At 39.7% G+C, this 17,959-nt stretch carries 16 protein-coding genes; 12 read left to right on the top strand and 4 right to left on the bottom strand.

The features are described 5' to 3' along the window. Positions 1-125 precede the first annotated feature (125 nt). Both SAE01_RS03125 and SAE01_RS03130 read left to right on the top strand, forming a co-directional pair. Entirely contained in the window at positions 126-848 is a 723-nt protein-coding gene (locus SAE01_RS03125; RefSeq protein ID WP_147202132.1) for a DUF92 domain-containing protein, read from the top strand. A gap of 345 nt (positions 849-1,193) precedes the next feature. Then, positions 1,194-1,613 (top strand): hypothetical protein, encoded by a 420-nt coding sequence (locus SAE01_RS03130; protein WP_147202133.1) that lies wholly within the window; start codon positions 1,194-1,196, stop codon positions 1,611-1,613. Between the two features lie 401 nt (positions 1,614-2,014). On the opposite strand, the gene trxA is transcribed toward SAE01_RS03130, so the two are convergent. Both trxA and SAE01_RS03140 read right to left on the bottom strand, forming a co-directional pair. Further along, positions 2,015-2,401 carry a thioredoxin gene (gene trxA, locus SAE01_RS03135; RefSeq protein WP_147202135.1) on the bottom strand — a complete coding sequence of 129 codons (387 nt, stop codon included), beginning with the start codon at positions 2,399-2,401 and terminating at the stop codon, positions 2,015-2,017. Between the two features lie 235 nt (positions 2,402-2,636). After that, positions 2,637-3,659, bottom strand: coding sequence for an SDR family oxidoreductase (locus SAE01_RS03140; protein ID WP_147202136.1), 1,023 nt, complete (start codon positions 3,657-3,659; stop codon positions 2,637-2,639). A 34-nt stretch (positions 3,660-3,693) separates the two neighbouring features. On the opposite strand from SAE01_RS03140, the gene SAE01_RS03145 reads away from it, so the two are divergent. After that, the gene (locus SAE01_RS03145; RefSeq protein WP_218029056.1) at positions 3,694-4,611 is read left to right on the top strand and encodes a metallophosphoesterase; all 918 of its coding nucleotides are present in this window, start codon (positions 3,694-3,696) and stop codon (positions 4,609-4,611) included. Between the two features lie 17 nt (positions 4,612-4,628). Here SAE01_RS03145 and msrA read toward each other — a convergent pair whose 3' ends face one another. Beyond that, positions 4,629-5,285 (bottom strand): peptide-methionine (S)-S-oxide reductase MsrA, encoded by a 657-nt coding sequence (msrA, locus tag SAE01_RS03150; RefSeq protein WP_147202138.1) that lies wholly within the window; start codon positions 5,283-5,285, stop codon positions 4,629-4,631. Positions 5,286-5,627: 342 nt separating this feature from the next. Here msrA and SAE01_RS03155 point away from each other — a divergent pair, with 342 nt between their 5' ends. The 7 genes from SAE01_RS03155 (at position 5,628) to SAE01_RS03185 (ending at position 13,662) form a co-directional block, all read left to right on the top strand. Continuing rightward, positions 5,628-7,733 (top strand): endonuclease MutS2, encoded by a 2,106-nt coding sequence (locus SAE01_RS03155; protein ID WP_147202140.1) that lies wholly within the window; start codon positions 5,628-5,630, stop codon positions 7,731-7,733. Between the two features lie 152 nt (positions 7,734-7,885). Continuing rightward, entirely contained in the window at positions 7,886-10,498 is a 2,613-nt protein-coding gene (locus tag SAE01_RS03160; protein WP_218029058.1) for a PAS domain-containing sensor histidine kinase, read from the top strand. 2 nt (positions 10,499-10,500) lie between these two features. Then, positions 10,501-10,887 (top strand): response regulator, encoded by a 387-nt coding sequence (locus SAE01_RS03165; RefSeq protein WP_147202144.1) that lies wholly within the window; start codon positions 10,501-10,503, stop codon positions 10,885-10,887. Positions 10,888-11,132: 245 nt separating this feature from the next. Then, positions 11,133-11,534, top strand: coding sequence for a hypothetical protein (locus tag SAE01_RS03170; RefSeq protein WP_147202146.1), 402 nt, complete (start codon positions 11,133-11,135; stop codon positions 11,532-11,534). A 137-nt stretch (positions 11,535-11,671) separates the two neighbouring features. Next, complete coding sequence (locus SAE01_RS03175) at positions 11,672-12,088, top strand: OsmC family protein (RefSeq protein WP_147202147.1); 417 nt, start codon at positions 11,672-11,674, stop codon at positions 12,086-12,088. 75 nt (positions 12,089-12,163) lie between these two features. Next, positions 12,164-12,838, top strand: a complete 675-nt coding sequence (locus SAE01_RS03180; RefSeq protein ID WP_147202149.1) for a TMEM175 family protein — start codon at positions 12,164-12,166, stop codon at positions 12,836-12,838. Positions 12,839-13,056: 218 nt separating this feature from the next. Then, on the top strand, positions 13,057-13,662 hold the full coding sequence (locus tag SAE01_RS03185; RefSeq protein WP_147202151.1) for an START domain-containing protein: 606 nt from the start codon (positions 13,057-13,059) through the stop codon (positions 13,660-13,662). 33 nt (positions 13,663-13,695) lie between these two features. Here SAE01_RS03185 and SAE01_RS03190 read toward each other — a convergent pair whose 3' ends face one another. Next, positions 13,696-14,145, bottom strand: a complete 450-nt coding sequence (locus SAE01_RS03190) for a hypothetical protein (protein WP_147202153.1) — start codon at positions 14,143-14,145, stop codon at positions 13,696-13,698. A 270-nt stretch (positions 14,146-14,415) separates the two neighbouring features. Here SAE01_RS03190 and pta point away from each other — a divergent pair, with 270 nt between their 5' ends. Continuing rightward, the gene (gene pta, locus SAE01_RS03195; protein WP_147202155.1) at positions 14,416-16,509 is read left to right on the top strand and encodes a phosphate acetyltransferase; all 2,094 of its coding nucleotides are present in this window, start codon (positions 14,416-14,418) and stop codon (positions 16,507-16,509) included. Positions 16,510-16,682: 173 nt separating this feature from the next. Then, positions 16,683-17,882: an acetate/propionate family kinase gene (locus tag SAE01_RS03200; protein WP_147202157.1), complete on the top strand. Its 1,200-nt coding sequence runs from the start codon at positions 16,683-16,685 to the stop codon at positions 17,880-17,882. The last annotated feature ends 77 nt before the right edge of the window (positions 17,883-17,959 follow it).

Consider the following 17,959-nt stretch of genomic DNA (forward strand, 5'->3'; position numbering starts at 1 on the left):
TGCTGCAAAGGTGCAAAGAAGAATTGACGAATTTGGTAAATAAGTATTGCAATAGAAACAACTTTGACCGTCTATAAAAAGAGGATCTGCAACTACGATAACTATAAAACATTTTATCTAAGAATATGCTTTCTAGCTATTTTATCATTGTAACTATTCTTGCTGTCATCGCTGTAGCAAGTGTACTGGTGAAGAAGTTGACGATGCCTGCAGGAATAACAGGGTTTATTGTAGGGCTATTAATATTTGCTGGCGCAGGATATACAGGAGTAATAATGCTAGCGGTATTCTTTCTATTGGGAACATCTGCAACCTCATGGGGGATGCGACAAAAGCAACGCATGGGATTAGCTGAAAGTGACAAAGGCCAACGTACGGCAGGACAGGTAATAGCAAACGGAGGCGTTGCGGCTCTCCTAGGCTTATTATCGTTTGCACTTCCTGCACTTTCATCTTTATTTACACTTATGATCGCTGCAAGCTTAGCTTCGGCAACAGCGGATACGTTGTCCTCTGAGCTTGGAAATTTGTACGGAAAGAAATTTTATAACGTCATCACTCTACAAAAAGATCGGAGAGGGTTAGATGGAGTAATCAGTTTTGAAGGCACTATACTTGGTGTACTTGGAGCGCTCTGCATCGCTCTTGTTTTCTCTGTAGGCTTTGGCTTTAGCATTAATTTCTTACTTATCATTATCGCAGGTACGACTGGCAACTTGTTCGACTCTGTGTTAGGCGCAACGCTTGAAAGAAGACATACGTTAAATAACAACGCAGTTAACTTTTTGAATACCGCCATAGCTGCAATAGCAATCTATATTTTATACTTTTTAACGAACATTAGTTAGCCTTTTTTAATACTGCTCTTTATAATTTTATTTAGGTAGAAAAGGACTTTTTAGTGAAGTATATTCTGCTTGAAATGTGGCTTGGAGATAATCAAATTAAAACTTTGAAAGGCAGTTGTATAAAGGTTTGTAGCTTTTCAATGCACTTATTGCGATACCTATATTCGGCGTAAGATGTTGTGCTTTACTAGCTTGCTGTCTTTACATTTGCTTCAGATTATTTCTGATAAAGTGCTGGTCTTTATCCTAACTACCCTCTGACACTTCTTCTGACATTGCCTGCGGAAACATTGCTACCACCATGATTGCTACCGTTAAATTTTTTTTTAACCAAAATTGAAAAACATGAAAAAGCAAATGACAAGCAGTGTGATCAAATCAATCTTCACAACTGCAATTCTAGTATCGGTGTTATTTTTAAATTCTGCCAATGCAGCAGAAGACAAGTCAGCAAAAGCAACTAGTACTACTTACGAACTTAAGTATGTTGGCCAACTTAAGGAGCAGCCAATATTTCAACTAAACATTGAAAATTCTTTGAAAGAAGAAGTTTATCTAAGACTTGAGGACGAGGTTGGAAATGTTCTTTACAACAGCAAATTCAATGACAAAAACTTCTCTAAAAACTTTCAGTTCGATGTTAGTGGAAACAGTACAACAATTAAAATGGTACTATTTTCTAAGACATCAAAACACACGCAAGTTTTCAAAATTGAAAATGTCAGACAACTGGTCGAGAACGTAGTTGTAACCAAAGTAGATTAAGTCAAAAACGGAAAATGGTTGAGAAATTATATCAACCTCCCACCACTTTTGGAATAAAAAATAAGCCTCGCGATTGCGAGGCTTATTTTTTATTCAACAAAAATATAATTATCGTTTCTGTTGATTGTTTTCTACCGGAACGGGTATCAATTCGGGCTGTTTTAAGCCAAATAAAATTGATAGAACATCTTTCACACTCATATAATTCGTTTAAAGGTTGACAATCTAATCTTTATTACCCCTACTTCATCAAGAGTGCGTGTAAATTAGTGAGAAATACCGGACAAAACTGTTAAAAAAGAAATTAGAGTTTAATATTTAGTTTTTATTCTAATAACTAGTATTGTCTTTAAATTATTGTGTTGTATAGGCATTTCTGTGCACTTTTTAAACGACTCTTATTAGGTAGCCTGCGTATCTTCTGACGCCACTTCTTTCAATAACCGATCGTTTATAACCTGCTTAAAAGCATTCTTTGGTAGCGCACCACGTTGTATCATCGGCGCTCCCTCAACTGGTATAAAAAGAAACGTAGGAATACTTTGAATACCAAACAATTCAGAAAGTTCAGGTTCTTTGTCTGTGTCTATTTTATAAATTTCTACCTTGTTATCATATTCGTCAGAAAGCTGCTCGAGCGTTGGCGCAACTGATTTACAAGGGCCACACCATTCAGCGTAAAAATCTATGACAGCAGGCAACTTACCTTTATATTTCCACTCTTCGCTATTCTGGTAGTCAAAAATTTCATCAATAAATTCTTGCTTGTTTAAATGTTTTGTAGGCATTTATTTGTTTTAAGAAAGTAAAAAATTAAAACAGGATATCTCACTAAAAAGTGGGCAAACACAGTGCCATTTATCGATCGTATATTAGTCAGAAATTCAATGTAGGGACAAGCATTGTCACTTCGTTGTAGCATCGTTGTGTCACTCACTTGTACGTTTTCAAGAATTGAGCTTTTTTAGAGTGAACATTACGTCCCTACACTTCCATCTGACTTAATCAAGACAATAACAATAACTACCAGGATTTCTTTTTCATCTTCACTATTCCAAAAATCACCATTCCGGTTGCAATCCCTGTTACGGCGATTGATGTAATGAGATTTCGTTTTCGAGGCTGTGGATCTGCAGCTAAATTCCAGCCGCCATGAATACTCGTTCCGTAATTAGCAGGGGCAAACAGATTTCCGCTTGTTTCGGGTGCAGCATCAGCTTTTTCGAGATACGCATTCACAACCTTTGCTGTAACAGATCGGGTCACAGCAGGAAGTAAGAAATGAGCAAATCTCAAGAGATGAGTTACACTTCCTATTACAACAGATTTTTTGGGACGTTGCGCAATCGACACGATTGACCTTGCTACCTTTTGTGGATCATAAACGGGCGGGGCAGGACGAAGAATTTTTCCTGAATAGTTAGCAGCATGCTGTATTCCCGGAGTATCTAAAAAGGCGGGAAAAAGGTCGCAGACATGAATGTTCCGATACTGGCTTAGCTCGCCACGCAACGCTTCTGAAAAACCTCGCAATCCAAACTTACTTGCCGAATATCCTACCCCATAAGGAACAGGAAACCACCCGCCAACTGATATATTATTAATCAACACGCCATATTGTTGCCTCTTAAAATATGGCACAACAGCATGAGCTCCGTGGATGTATCCCATCAAATTAGTCCTGATCACCTGGTCATGTATTTCAATCGGGGTTTCTGTAAACTCACCGGCGGCAAGCACGCCCGCATTATTTACCCAGACATCAATTGAACCTCCAAATTCTGCGGCAGTTGCAGCAAGGGTTTTCATTTCTTCAGCATCTGTTACGTCGGTTTTTACCGCAAGTGCTAAAGCACCCATTTCCCTGCATATTGCCTCCACTTCATCCAGTGCCTCTATATTACGGGCAGCAAGAACAATCTTAGCGCCGTGTCTTGCGAATTGTATCGCTGTCGCTCGACCTGCTCCGCTTGATGCACCTGTTATCACAATTGTTTTATCCTGAAGCGGCTTATAATTCATGGTCGCTTTTGTTGAACTTTTCATAGTTGTAGAATTAAGAATATTCGCGTAAATAAGTGTGCCAGTAGTACCGTCTCTAATCGGTGGTTCTGTTTTGGTAGCTAGTTTTAGCCTCGACAGCAACATGAAGATTATAACAAAAAGGAACTTAATAATAACGGCACTTACAGGTATCGCTATTTCGCTTTTAGATTCCCTGATTTTAGAAAAATATTTTTTCGAGATAAAAACATACGACATAGGGAAGAAGACGGCTCAGCAAACAATAAAGCTCTTATTCTTAACCGATCTCCACATCAAAAAATTTCTTGACCCGTCGTATAAGAGGCTTGCAAGAAAAATCAATGAAATGGATCCTGACCTCATTTTAATTTCCGGCGATGTGATTGACGAAGATGGAATATATGCACCGGCACACCAATTCTTCAGCATGATCCGCTACTCAATTCCCAAAGTTGCAATTATGGGAAATCATGACCATAAAAACAGGGTTAGGATAGGTACCTACCAAAAGTTATTTGATCAAAACAATTGTCAGCTACTATTGAACGAATCGAAGGCTTTTTCGATCTCAGGCAAAAGACTGATGATAACCGGGGTAGACGATTTTATCAATGGCACTCCTTCCTTTTCCAAAGCGATAAAGCATGTCGAACGAGAAGAAAATCACTTGCTTTTAGTACATAGCCCTCTCCAGCAGGAAACGATTTTGAAAGAAATGCAGCAGATCAACTCAACACGGTGTGAAGAGAAAAAATTGAATATTCAGTACATTTTTGCGGGCCATAACCATGGCGGACAGGTATGTATTTTTGGATTTGCTCCTATATTACCTAAAATGTCTGGGGACTACCTGAAAGGGTGGTATAATAAGCATGCACCTTATTTATATCTTTCAAGAGGATTTGGAACTTCGACGCTTCCTTTCCGTTTTGGGGCAAGGTCAGAGGTTACAGTCTTTTATTTAGGAGTATAGTTTGAATTGTCGAAGTACTACAAGCTCTTGCTCTTCTTCAATTTGTCTTTAAACACTTTTTCAAACTTTTCCAACTTTGGTTGGATCACGTAGCGGCAATACATCTGGTCTGAGTTTGCGTTGTAGTAATTCTGGTGATAATCTTCCGCTACATAAAAATTCTTCAAAGGTTCTACGGTAGTAACAATAGGGTTAGGCCATGCGCCTGATTTATTAAGTTCTTCTTTATACTGTTCAGAAAGCTTTTTTTGTTCGTCGTTGTGGTAAAAAACTACACTTCTGTATTGCGGACCGCGATCGTTACCCTGCTGGTTAAGCGTGGTAGGATCATGCGTTTTCCAAAAAACCTGCAACAAATCATCGAAAGTAATTTTTGACGGATCGTAGATCACCTGCGCCACTTCTACATGGCCAGTTGTTTTACTGCAAACTTGTTCGTAGGTAGGGTTTTTTATGTGACCGCCACTATAACCACTCGTAACCTTTAAAACTCCATCTAATTGCTGAAAAATTGCCTCCACACACCAGAAGCAACCAGCGCCAAAAGTTGCTGTGTCTGTTTTAATGTTTGTGGTACTCTTTAAGTTAGCGGCGTTCATGGTGGAAGACTGGTTCTGGGCGCATGAGATAAGCGTAATTGCAGCAAACAGGTTGCTTATTAAAAAATACCTCATAGTAATGGCTTTAGTTATCATCTACCAATTGTTATCTTTTTTGACGATGCTGCAAACTTAATCGAACAACTTGAAGATGAGCAGGAGGGGAATAACTCTTAACAACAGAATAGGATAATCACATTTTTTTTAACAGTGGTTTGACTTTAGACCTTTTTCCAACTCAGAACTGTAATAAGTAGGGAAGCTGATCTATGTATAAATTACAGTACCACTTTTGCCGGATGTTTATTTAATAATCTCCTTTCCAAGTAAAGTACACTTAACGATTATTTGCGGGATGAACACTTTACTTTTGCACGTTCAAAATAAAGTAAGTGCCTTATTGGGCAGAGGTTTTCTATGAAGTTATTTCCAGAATCAGCACCGGTACAATTAGAGTTTGACAAGATTAAAGCATTGCTAACCGAGCATTGCAAAAGCGAGTTTGCTAAAAAGAAGGCTGCTGACTTGCGCATCCATACGAAAAAAGAATTTATCGAGACAGAACTGCAGCAGTCGCATGAGTTCAAGCTGATAACGCTCAATGCCCAGTATTTCCCCAGCGATTATGTCCTCAATCTAACTAAAGATTTAAAATTGCTTTCTATCCCGGGTGCGGTATTAATCGGTGAGCAATTTGTTCAAATAAGAAAACTGGCTTTAAACATTCAATCTATATTTCGCTGGTTCGATAACGAGCGGAGAATTGCTTACCCCGCTCTAACCAAGGTCATTCAAGATACTTATTATGAAAAGGCTATTCTTGAGATGCTGGATGAAGTATTGGATGAGTATGGCAACGTTAAAGACAATGCAACAGACGAGTTACAGAAAATAAGGCTGAATTTATACAAGAAGCGTAACGAGCTGCGAAGAGTTTTTGAAAGGGTGGTAGCGCGCTTAAATAAATCGGGTTATGCAGCAGATATAGAAGAAAGTTTTAGTAATGGAAGAAGGGTAGTAGCAGTATTTTCCGAGTACAAAAGACAAATAAAGGGAATACTTCATGGTGAAAGTGATACACGCAAAACTGCCTATATAGAACCCGAAGAAACAATTGAGTTAAACAACGACATTTTTAGTCTAGAAAATGAAGAGAGTAAAGAAGTACAAAGAATACTAAGAAAACTTACTTCGGACCTTTCTATATACGCTGAGCTGCTTACTACTTACCATGCAATAGTAGGCGAATATGATTTCATTAAGGCAAAGGCGAAGCTGGCAATTGATATGAACGGGGAGTTGCCAACTGTAATGGATAAGGCACATATAGAACTCGTAAACGCGGTCCATCCGCTGTTATATCTCTACAATAAAAAGTCTGGTAAGACGACCATTCCATTATCCATAACTTTAAATGATAAAAACCGGATTTTGGTGATTAGCGGACCTAATGCTGGTGGGAAAACAGTTACCCTCAAAACTATTGGTCTCTTGCAAATCATGCTTCAAAGTGGTTTGCTTGTATCTGTTCATCCCACATCCCAGATGGGGATCTTCAAACAATTGATGATTCATATTGGGGACACCCAAAGTCTTGAGTTTGAGTTAAGCACCTACAGCAGCCATCTTAAAAACATGAAGCATTTTATGGAAGTGGCTAATGGCAAGACACTCTTTTTTATAGATGAATTAGGAAGTGGAAGTGATCCTAATCTTGGAGGAGCCTTCGCTGAAGTCATAATGGAAGAACTTGCTCACAAACATTCGTTTGGCATTGTCACCACCCACTACCTTAACCTGAAAGTAATGGCTAACAAGGTGCCGGGAATAATCAACGGCGCGATGGCTTTCGATGAGCAAAACCTCTTGCCTTTGTACAAACTAATTATTGGAAAGCCCGGAAGTTCATATACTTTTTCAATTGCGGAACGCATTGGTCTTTCCCCTCACTTAATTAAAAAAGCGAGGGGTTTAGTAGACGAGGACCATTTCAGCTTAGATAAATTACTCAATAGAACTGAGCAGGATTTGCGGCAGATTGAGAAAAAGGAAAGTGACTTGCACAAATTGGTTAAAGAAAATGAGCGTCTCAAAAAAGAGATGACGGTAGTGATGGATAAGGAGCGGCACCGCCAGGAAGTTGAATTGCTAAAGCAACAAAACCAGGTGAAGGAAGACCGTATCGCCTACCTAAAGGATATGGAGCGAAAGCTGAAGCAGATTTTATTAGAATGGCGAAAAGCAGAAGACAAGAGCGAGCCCATCAAGCAAATGCACAATTTGTTGTTTAAAAAGAAAGATGAGGTCGTTACAAACAAGCTGGCTAAAAAAGTACAGGGGAAGTACGAAGAAGTGGCTTCAGATATAGTGGTTGGTGCCAAAGTAAAATTGAAAAAAAATTACCAGGTAGGATCTGTCAAAGAGATAAGGGGTAAAAGAGCTATTGTGCAGGTTGGATTGCTACCGATGAGCGTAGATTTAGGAGACTTAGTTGTGGTACAGGAAAAAGGTGCGGAGGGTTAAGCATTTTTTAAGTTGCTGTCCCTTTACTTTAAATCTCTTAATATCAATGTGATGGGATAATTAAATCCATTATTTTACGTTTATTACAATTATAATCTTCAATTCGATTTATATTGCAGCATCCATCTATGATAAACAGTTTAGTTGACAGTATGGCTTCAAACAATATTTCGTTTTTGAATTTTATTGAAAAGTTATTATCTGAAACTAATACTGGATGGCTGGTGGTAGATGACAATCGCAAAATCATCAATTTCAACGGTGCGTATCACCAATTTCACAACCTCTTTAATGAATCCCGCCTAGACATAGAGACTGTTCTACGAGACGGGGACTTTAAATCTTTTCCTGATAGTTTTATCTCAAACCTAAAAAGAGTACTTAATCGCGAGACGGAGAAGGTAAAGCTGCAGATAGATTATTTAGGCAGTCTAACCTTATCGTTTTCCATTTCCATGGTTTATATCTCCAGCGACGAAGACAATTTTGAAGGAGCGCTGATAATGGTCCAGAAAAAGGAATCCAGGTCAGCGACAACCAGGAAACCGGAGAATGAAGATTTTTACAAAATACTTATCAATACCTCTACGAGTGTGTATCAGCTGACTGATGCTGCACTTGTTTTCACTTATACCAGCGGTGCGATCGAAGAAATTTTAGGCTATACTGCCGCTGAAGTTCTTGGTAAAAATGCCATCGAACTCGTACATCCCGACGACAAAGAGCATGTAAGAGATTGGCTCATTAATATTCGCAGACAACCTGAAAAACTACTTACTGCAGAATATCGCATAAAAAATAAGCAGGGTGTTTATATCTGGGTTGAGAACAATGCGCGCAATATGCTTAGCGATGCTAGCATAAAAGCCATTGTGATGAGCTTTAGGAACATTCAAACAAAAAAGGTTGCTGACGATGCACTCATTCATGCCGAACAAAGACTTTCACTACTCCTAAATAACACAGAAGAATCATTTATTCTTTTAAATAGTCGCCTGCGAATCGTTACTTATAACAAGGCCGCGCAAGAACGTTCTCCATTTTTTTATAACGTAGAGTTACAGTCGGGTATTTCTGTGCTGGATTTAATTAGCAAGAACGAAATAGCGGAGTATATCAGTTTATTTGAGCAGGTATTTAAAGGAAAGGAAATTGAAAGGGAAACCAAATTTGTAGATGCAAATAAAGTTGCACACGTCTACAGTCATACTTTCAGACCACTTTTTAATTCCCAGGAGGATATTCACGGGGTCTTTATTACCTCAACAGAAATCACTGAAAGAAAAAAACTAACTGAGGAAGTAGCTCTGCATTCCGATCGGTTGAAGACTGCACAAAAAATAGCACGTCTCGGCTATGTCGAGTTTGATCCTGCTACAAAAAACTTTTTCTGCTCCGAGCTTTTTTATGAAATATTAGGTGTTCCGGAGCTTTTGGATAACTGCCGCCAACTGTCCCTTCTTAGAAACATGGTGCACCCGGATGACAAGGAGTTGGTGAAGAAAGAAATCCAGGACGCTATTGTTCATGGCAAAGACTTCAATCTCGAATTTCGTTTCAACTCAAAAGACGGATTGACCAAAGTCATCCTTGCTATGGGTGGCTCAGAAAAAGATGAATTCGGAAAGACAGTTAAACTAAGGGTGACCCTGCAGGATATTACAGACAGCAAGATGGCTATCCTTGCCCTTCAAACGCTTGAAAGCAAATTCAAATCGTTATTCGAAAACAGTATAGACGGCGTTATTCTTTCCAAGGAAGACGGCGACATCGTTTCTGCAAACCCTGCGGTTTGTAAAATGTTAGGTTATGCTCACTCAGAGTTAATCAACGTAAAGAGCCATGACCTTCTCGACATTGATTCGTCGTTGGTTGCAAACATGGCACAGGTGCAAAAAGACACGGGATCTTATATTGGCGAATTGTTTTTAAAGCATAAAAAAGGTTATTACGTTCCCGTAGAAGTCACCTCCGTTTTAATGAAAGACGGTAATGGCAACTGTTATCTATCCACGATTATTCGTGACATAACAGACAAGAAGAAAATCGAAGGTGAGCAGAAAGCTTTGACCGAAGAATTACTGAAAAATAACCAGGATCTCCAACAGTTTTCATTCATCACTTCTCACAACTTACGGGCGCCCGTAGCAAACTTGTTGAGCTTGTTGAGTTTGTATAACAAAGACAATCCTTTGGATGAATTTAACCAGTTATTGATAGAAAAGTTTGAAGAAGCTACCCAGCAATTAAACCAGACTTTGAATGATTTAGTGAACGTTTTAGTAATTAAGTCAAACCCTAATATAGAGCGCGAAACAGTTAGCTTCACAGATGTGTTTATAGAAGTTAAGAAGAATGTAGACAATCTTTTGTACCTGCAAAAGGGAAGTATAAAAGCCAATTTTTCCCAGGTCGACCAGATACAATATAGCCGTATTCACCTGGAGAGCATTTTCTTAAATATGCTTTCAAACGCCATTAGATATAGTTCTCCTGACCGCAATCCCGAAATAAAAATTACCTCTTACAAAACAGAGGACTGGGTCATAGTTGAATTTGAAGACAACGGGCTGGGCATGGATCTCAACCGTTATCGCGACAGACTTTTCGGACTATACCAGCGTTTTCACGGACACAAAGAAGGCAAGGGGTTGGGCCTATATATGACCCGTTCGCAGGTCACGGCCATGGGAGGTAAGATTGAGGTCGAAAGTGAACCCGGAGTAGGTACGAAGTTTAAGATATTTTTTAAATTACAAGATTAGTAATGGCGAAGTTTACAGACGTGCTTTTGGTAGAAGATGACCCGATCACCATCATGGTATGCGACAGGATAATCAAAATGTCATCGTTTGCTGAAAGAGTAAAATCATGCGAAAATGGTAAGGTTGGGATAGAATACCTATCTGGCCTCGCAGCTGATTGCTCCGCCCCAACAATTATTTTTCTCGACATCAATATGCCCGTTATGAACGGCTGGGATTTTCTTGAAGAATTCGACAAAATAAAATCACGTTTCAAGTCGCTTCCCCGTATTTATCTGCTGTCTTCTACCGTCGATCCTGAAGATTATAAGAAAGCGAAAAAGTTTACGCTGGTGCAAGATTTCATCTCGAAACCTTTAAGTAAAGAAGCGCTACAAAATATAAACTAGCAATTTCTGTAGTAATGCCGGTATCAGGAATGAACTTTTTTTGATACCGGCGTTTGTATTTTTGGGCGTCATCGTTGCGACGCTCCGTTAATCGTTAGCGCTGGTTTGTACCTTTTTAGCACGATTTTCTTTTACTGCTTAAACTTGTAGTAATTTTTGTACAACAAGTTTTGAGCATTCACTTCCCCCAATTAATGCTGGCAAAATATTTACTATTTATAGAATATCTACAAAATGTCTGAAGAATGGATATTCCCATAGGTACCCAAATTCTGTATCTTTTTTTTCTTGCAATTCCTATTGCATGTATCGCGTGGACGGTGACCCACGAAGAAGTTTTTCGTGAGCCGCGTGAATTTTGCGAGAAAAAAAGCAAAGAGTGCCAGAAGCTTTTGCAACGAAAATTCTTTTACCTTTTTACCTGCGAGTACTGCTTTAGTCACTACGTCACCATATTCATGCTGGTCATCACTGGGTTCAAATTAATCTTTAATGACTGGCGCGGTTACTTAATAGCCGGTTTTTCCCTTGTCTGGATTGCAAATATTTACATGAGTTTATTTGCTCTTATACGTGTTGATTTGAAAAAAGTAAAGTTCGAAGCCAACATCAAAGAAGTTGAACATAAACGGGCCGCTGAAGAATAGTTCCTAATACTTAAAGGGTTGCTGATGCGTCCATACTTTGATATGGCCTCTTATCAATTATTATCTAACCTCCTTCTTTTCTGTCGTCTTAACTAAAGTCAGTTTTTTCTTTTACCGTACATTTATTGAAAAATACTGTGAACGAACCGAAAGTTGTTGGAACTGCTGAAGCCTTAAATCAAACGAGCGCTTATAAAACTTTGCTTACGTCTCACGACAATACCCTGATAGCAGATGAACCTATTGCAGCCGGTGGTAACAATGAAGGTCCTGCCCCTGGTGATTACCTCTGCATGTCACTCGCAGCCTGCAAGGCAATTACCTTAAGGATGTATGTACAACGCAAGCAGTGGGATGCGGGTGAAATAAGCGTGAAAGTAGATTTGGTAAGAGAAGAAAGCACTACAGGCCCTAGCCATTTTTTTTTATGCGAAGTCTCAACAACCGGCGCTCTAACAAATGAGCAAAAGGAAAGACTGCTTCAAATCGACAAAGCCTGCCCAATATCTAAACTTTTAAGCAAAGGCTCCCTGGTCACAAGCGTTATTAAATAATTGCTTGAATTCATCCGCTTAATATTTCCGCTAACTTGATTTTTTAAAATCGCCTGTTTAATTACATCCACTGTTATGAGCGAACAAACTACAGAACTTGAGAAAGAATTTGAATTGGAAAGGCTGATACTTTTTAGCGATGCTGTATTTGCCATTGCCATAACACTTTTGATTATTGAGATAAAGTTTCCTCATGTGCCTAAAGGTGCTTCTAACTCAGAGGTGCTCGCTCTGTTTACTCCAACTATCATTGGCTTCCTGGCCTTTATGTTTAGTTTCTTCTTCATTGGTCTTGTTTGGTCGCGGCACTTAAACATTTTCAAGTACTTAAGAACGTATGATAACGGTGTCATTTTTTACAACCTGCTTTTTTTATTTTTTGTTGTTTGCTTTCCATTTTCTGCATCAGGGCTGGAGCATTTCAGACCATCGTTTTTCTTACCGATGTACATCTATGCCGTAAACGTCGCCCTCGTTTTTTTGACGCAATACGCTTTGTGTAATTACATTTTCGTACGCAAAAAGGTCTTAAGTAAAAGCGGGTACGAGCCTGAGAAGAAATACATGTTACTTAAGAGCAAATACTTTGCTATCTCCATTTGTTCGGCTTTACTAATTGCTCTTACCTTGTTCATTATTTTTCCGGATTACGGATATGTGAGCTTGTCAGGTTTATATGCTTTCGCTATTATTTGGCGAATTATGAAAAAACGTCTTAAAAAGTATAAGCCCAAACCAATAGTAGAGTAGTTATTAGTATGAACTATTTAGTATTGTCTTTTGTTTTCGCCAAAGAGATGATAAAATAAAAACGTCGACTTTTCCTGATTAAACCTGCTTGATTATTTTCTATCTGACAACAGTCTTTCGTTATTTGGATTTGGTCCGATATGTTTAGGAAGATTAAGAATTTGGGCAGGCACAATAATTAAAAAGGATCACGCGGAGTATTAACAAAAACATTTAAAATGATTGTAAGATTACTTATCTCGGTTTGTTTCATTGGCATTTTAAATACGGCTTTTTCGCAGGTTGAATGGGAGCTGAATAAAGACAAAAACGGGATAAAAATATATACGGCTAAAGAGTCTACATCGAAGTATAAAGACATAAAAGTCGAAGCTGTCTTCCAGGGAACTATACAGAAATTGATGACGATTTTATTGAATGTTGGTAATACCAAAGGATGGGTGTACGGAACAAAAGACTCATACGTCATCAAGAAAATAGGTCCGAACGAAATTCTGTATTATTCTGAAACAGCTCTGCCTTGGCCCGTTAGCAACAGGGATGTCCCCATTAAAATGGTGTTGAACCCTGATGTGAAAAACAACTCATTGAAGGTGTCTGCAGCTGGGATCCCCAATGCAATTCCGGAGAAAAAAGGTATTGTTCGCATTCCTTATTTTAATGCAAGCTGGGATGTTAAGTCTGACGGGAAAAATAAATTGAACATTACTTATATCCTCAAAATGGACCCGGGTGGAAGCGTTCCTGCAGGGGTAACCAACATGTTTGTTTCAAAGGGGCCTTTCGAAACATTTAATAATCTTTCTGAGATGCTGAAAAAGTAATCCGCATAAATTTCTGTCGCAGTTGTTAGTCGATCAATGAATACTCTCAATCGTGTACGTTGTTCCGTTCATACTTGCGCTTTCGGTGGCTTTTAAATTCATCAGCTTGCTACCTAAAGGAGATTGAGGCGATAGAGCAATTACTGCTGCATCTTCTATACTCATTTTTCCAAGGGCGATGCTTATAAAGAAATAGCCTTTGTCTGTTTTTACCAGGCTTCCCAGTGTAATTTTTGCAGAGTCCCTGGCTATATCTATTTGTTCAAATGCGGCTTTTTGCTCCAGCGCGTCTTTCAGTTGTTTCCTTACATTGTCTTGTTCTATTTGCAGCATGGCTCTGCCTGTTTCATATTTGTCGCCTGCGGAACTTTTAGTTTCATTCCTGGTACTTTCAATCAAATCGGCCAGGTTTTTTTGAAGTAGCAAAACTTTGTCATTTACCATCTGTTTACCTAGTTCATACACTTTTTGCTTAAACTCCATGTTCTATTTTTCGTAAAAGTAGTATTCGTCTTTGTGACAAACTTTTTAAAACTAATAGAGTTAGACTAACCTTCGGTTAGAAGACTTGTGAAAATCTCCCGGTACCAGTTGAGACAGATTTTACCGTACAAGAGTGCGACGCAAGAATGTTGAGAACAGGTATGGTGGTGGCCCCAAAAAGAAAATGCTATTCAAAAAGTTTTTGATGATGATTAGCACCTGTAATAACGATTCATTTTCTGACCTTCGCCAGCAAGCAAATACCTGGATATGACGAAATCAATTTTTATAGCAACTACGGAACCTTATAGCGGCAAATCGATTGTGGCTCTTGGTTTGGTAAATATGTTGCTGGGCAAGACCAAACGAATTGGATACTTTAAACCGGTGATAAATGTAGACCCACTTGAAGGCAAAGACGCACATATAGAAACCGCCATCTCATATTTCAACCTCGACATAAGGTACGAAGATACGTATGCATATACGAGGGCGCAGGCACTGCGCCAAATGGAAAACGAGAGCCGCGGGAACATGATGAATTCAATTATAAGAAAGTACAAAAAGATAGAGGAAGAGTATGATTTTACTGTGATTGAGGGAAGTGATTTTTTGGGGGAAGGGACGGCTTTTGAGTTTGAACTTAACCTATCAGTTGCGAAAAATCTTGGCGCCCCGGTCATTGTCGTTAGCAACGGTGAAAATAGGAGTACAGCAGAAATTGTAAGCGCTGTTCTAAATGTAAACCGCAACTTTCTCTCCCGAGAGGTGCAGGTGCTTGCGGTGGTGGTAAATAAAGTGAAGTCGGAACAATTGGAGGACGTTCGCCAGTTACTGACTAATGCATTTAGCAACGAAACTATTGTGGCCGTAATACCCCAAAACAAGTCGCTTTCGAGCCCGAGCATGAGGGAGATCTTAGAGAACCTTGACTGCGAATTATTAATTGGCGAGCAACAATTGAGTAACCAGGTTGACAATTTTGTTATCGGCGCTATGAACGTGCCTCATTTTCTAAATCATTTGAAAGAGAACGTTCTTATTATAACTCCCGGTGATCGCGGCGATATGATTATAGCCGCTTTACAGGCAAATTTATCTGCGAGCTACCCGAAAGTAGCAGGGATCGTTTTAACGGCAGGTTACCCAACAGAGGAGCCAATTATGCGTCTTCTAAAAGGGCTGGAAACGGTTATTCCAATCATAACTGTGCAGACAGGAACATTTGAGACATCGCAACAAATAGGCGCAATAAAATCTAAAATCACGGGCGATAACACAAAGAAAATTCAATTGGCGATCAGCATTTTTGAAAAGAGTGTGGACTTGCAAGCGCTTGACCAAAAGATCGTAACATTTACTTCCGAAGGCATTACGCCACACATGTTTCAATACCAATTGACGAAGTGGGCGAAGAAGGTAATTAAACATATCGTGTTGCCGGAGGGAACTGATGAGAGAATCTTAAAGGCTACTGCTCGGCTGGTCAACGAAGAAGTCGTTACCCTTACGTTGCTTGGGGATCCTAAAGAAATTGCTTTATCCGTTAAGCGCCTTGGTTTAACGCTTGATCTTAGTCGCATCCGTATCATTAATCCGGCTCATTCTGAGTATTATGAAGACTATGTAAACACCCTGTATGAGTTGCGCAAGAATAAAAGCGTGAACATGGAAATGGCGCGCGATCTAATGACTGATGTATCATATTTTGGAACGATGATGGTTTACAAAGGTCACGCAGACGGAATGGTTTCCGGCGCTATTCACACTACCCAACATACCATTCGGCCTGCTTTGCAGTTTGTAAAAACAAAGCCGGGCATTACCGTCGTTTCTTCGGTGTTCTTTATGTGTCTTCCTGACCGTGTATCTGTTTTTGGTGATTGCGCGGTTAATCCAAACCCGACTGCTGAGCAGCTGGCAGAGATAGCCATTTCATCTGCAGCCAGTAGTCAACGTTTCGGTATAGAACCTCGTATTGCTATGTTGTCGTATTCGTCAGGATCATCAGGCGAAGGTGAAGACGTTGAAAAGGTGCGACAGGCAACTGAGATCGTCAGACAAAAGCGGCCGGACCTAAAAGTGGAAGGGCCCATACAATACGACGCTGCAGTAGACCCTACAGTGGGCAAACAAAAACTACCAAATTCTGAAGTAGCGGGGCAGGCAAGCGTGCTCATCTTCCCAGACTTGAACACAGGCAACAATACTTACAAAGCGGTCCAAAGAGAAACAGGTGCTTTGGCAATCGGGCCAATGCTGCAAGGACTTAACAAACCAGTAAACGATCTTAGCCGCGGTTGCACCGTAGATGATATCTTCAACACTGTAATCATCACTGCAATACAAGCGCAAGAGGAATAAATAATTTGAAAATGGGTAATTCGAAAATTTGAAAATTTTGCCGCAAAACTTTCCAAGTCTGGTTGCCTCACTTTCAAAAATTATCAGGTGCACGCATTGGCTTCACTCATTTTTAAAATTTCACATTGTCTCATTTTCAGATCATCTCTTTTTAATTCTTTCAATTATTCCCGATGAACATTTTTGTTATCAATAGTGGCAGCAGTTCAATAAAATACCAGTTATTTAAAATTCCTTCCGAAAAGCCGGTTTGTAGTGGTTTGCTTGAACGTATAGGATTAAGTGAATCAACGATTACCCACAAAGTTTTTATTGATAACGAAGAAAAGGTCATTAAAAAGAGACTAACCCTTCCCACTCACGAAGCGGGATTACTGGAAGTTGCTGCGTTACTTACAGATAAAAATACAGGCGTAATAAAAGAGCCGGAAGATATAGAGGTGGTGGGTCATAGGGTAGTACACGGAGGCGAAACGTTTGCTGCAACCGCGGTTATCAATGATGCGGTAAAAGAGGAAATCAAAAGGCTTTTTCCACTGGCGCCCCTTCATAACCCTGCTAATTATACCGGGATTGAAGTGGCTGAAAAGATTTTTACAAAGGCGGTCCAGGTGGCGGTTTTCGATACTGCTTTTCACCAGGCGATGCCCGAGAAGGCTTTTCGTTATGCCATTCCTCAATCTTTTTATAAAGACCTCCGCATTCGTGCCTACGGTTTTCACGGTACAAGTCATAAGTATGTGAGCCAACGCGCTGCTGAATATTTACATAACCCAAAAGCAAGAATTATTACCATTCATCTGGGTAACGGCTGCAGTATGGCCGCGGTTGATGGCGGTAAAAGCATCGACACAAGCATGGGTTTTGGTCCTTTAAGTGGCTTGGTTATGGGCACCCGTTCCGGTGATATAGATCCTTCGGTTATCTTTCATTTGGTTGATGAAGTAGGTTACGAACTCGATAAGGTAAAGGCTCTGCTAAACAAGCAAAGTGGTATGCAGGGGCTTACGGGGTTCAGCGACATGCGTGATATTTCAAAAGCAATCGCCGAAGGTGACAGGGAAGCAGAAATGGCGTACGAAATGTACGCTTATCGCATCAAAAAATATATTGGCGCCTACACGGCAGTGCTAAACGGATTGGATGCTATTGTGTTTACAGCAGGAGTAGGAGAGAACGATGAAAACGTTAGAAAACGGGCATGTGCAAACCTTGATTTCCTCGGAATAAAATTGGATGATGAGAGAAACAAAGTACCGTCCAGCGGTTTGAAGGAAATTAGTACAGAAAACTCTCCTGTGAAAATATTGGTTATTCCTACCAACGAAGAACTTGAAATTGCCCAGCAATGTTATGAGTTGTTGAGCAAGTAGTTTTTGTTTTTGGTACCAGCATTTGGAGGACTATTCTGCATTGTTGCGTCGCAATCCGTTCATCTTTCGTGCTACTA

Source organism: Segetibacter aerophilus (assembly GCF_007991655.1).
GTDB classification, from domain to species: domain Bacteria; phylum Bacteroidota; class Bacteroidia; order Chitinophagales; family Chitinophagaceae; genus Segetibacter; species Segetibacter aerophilus.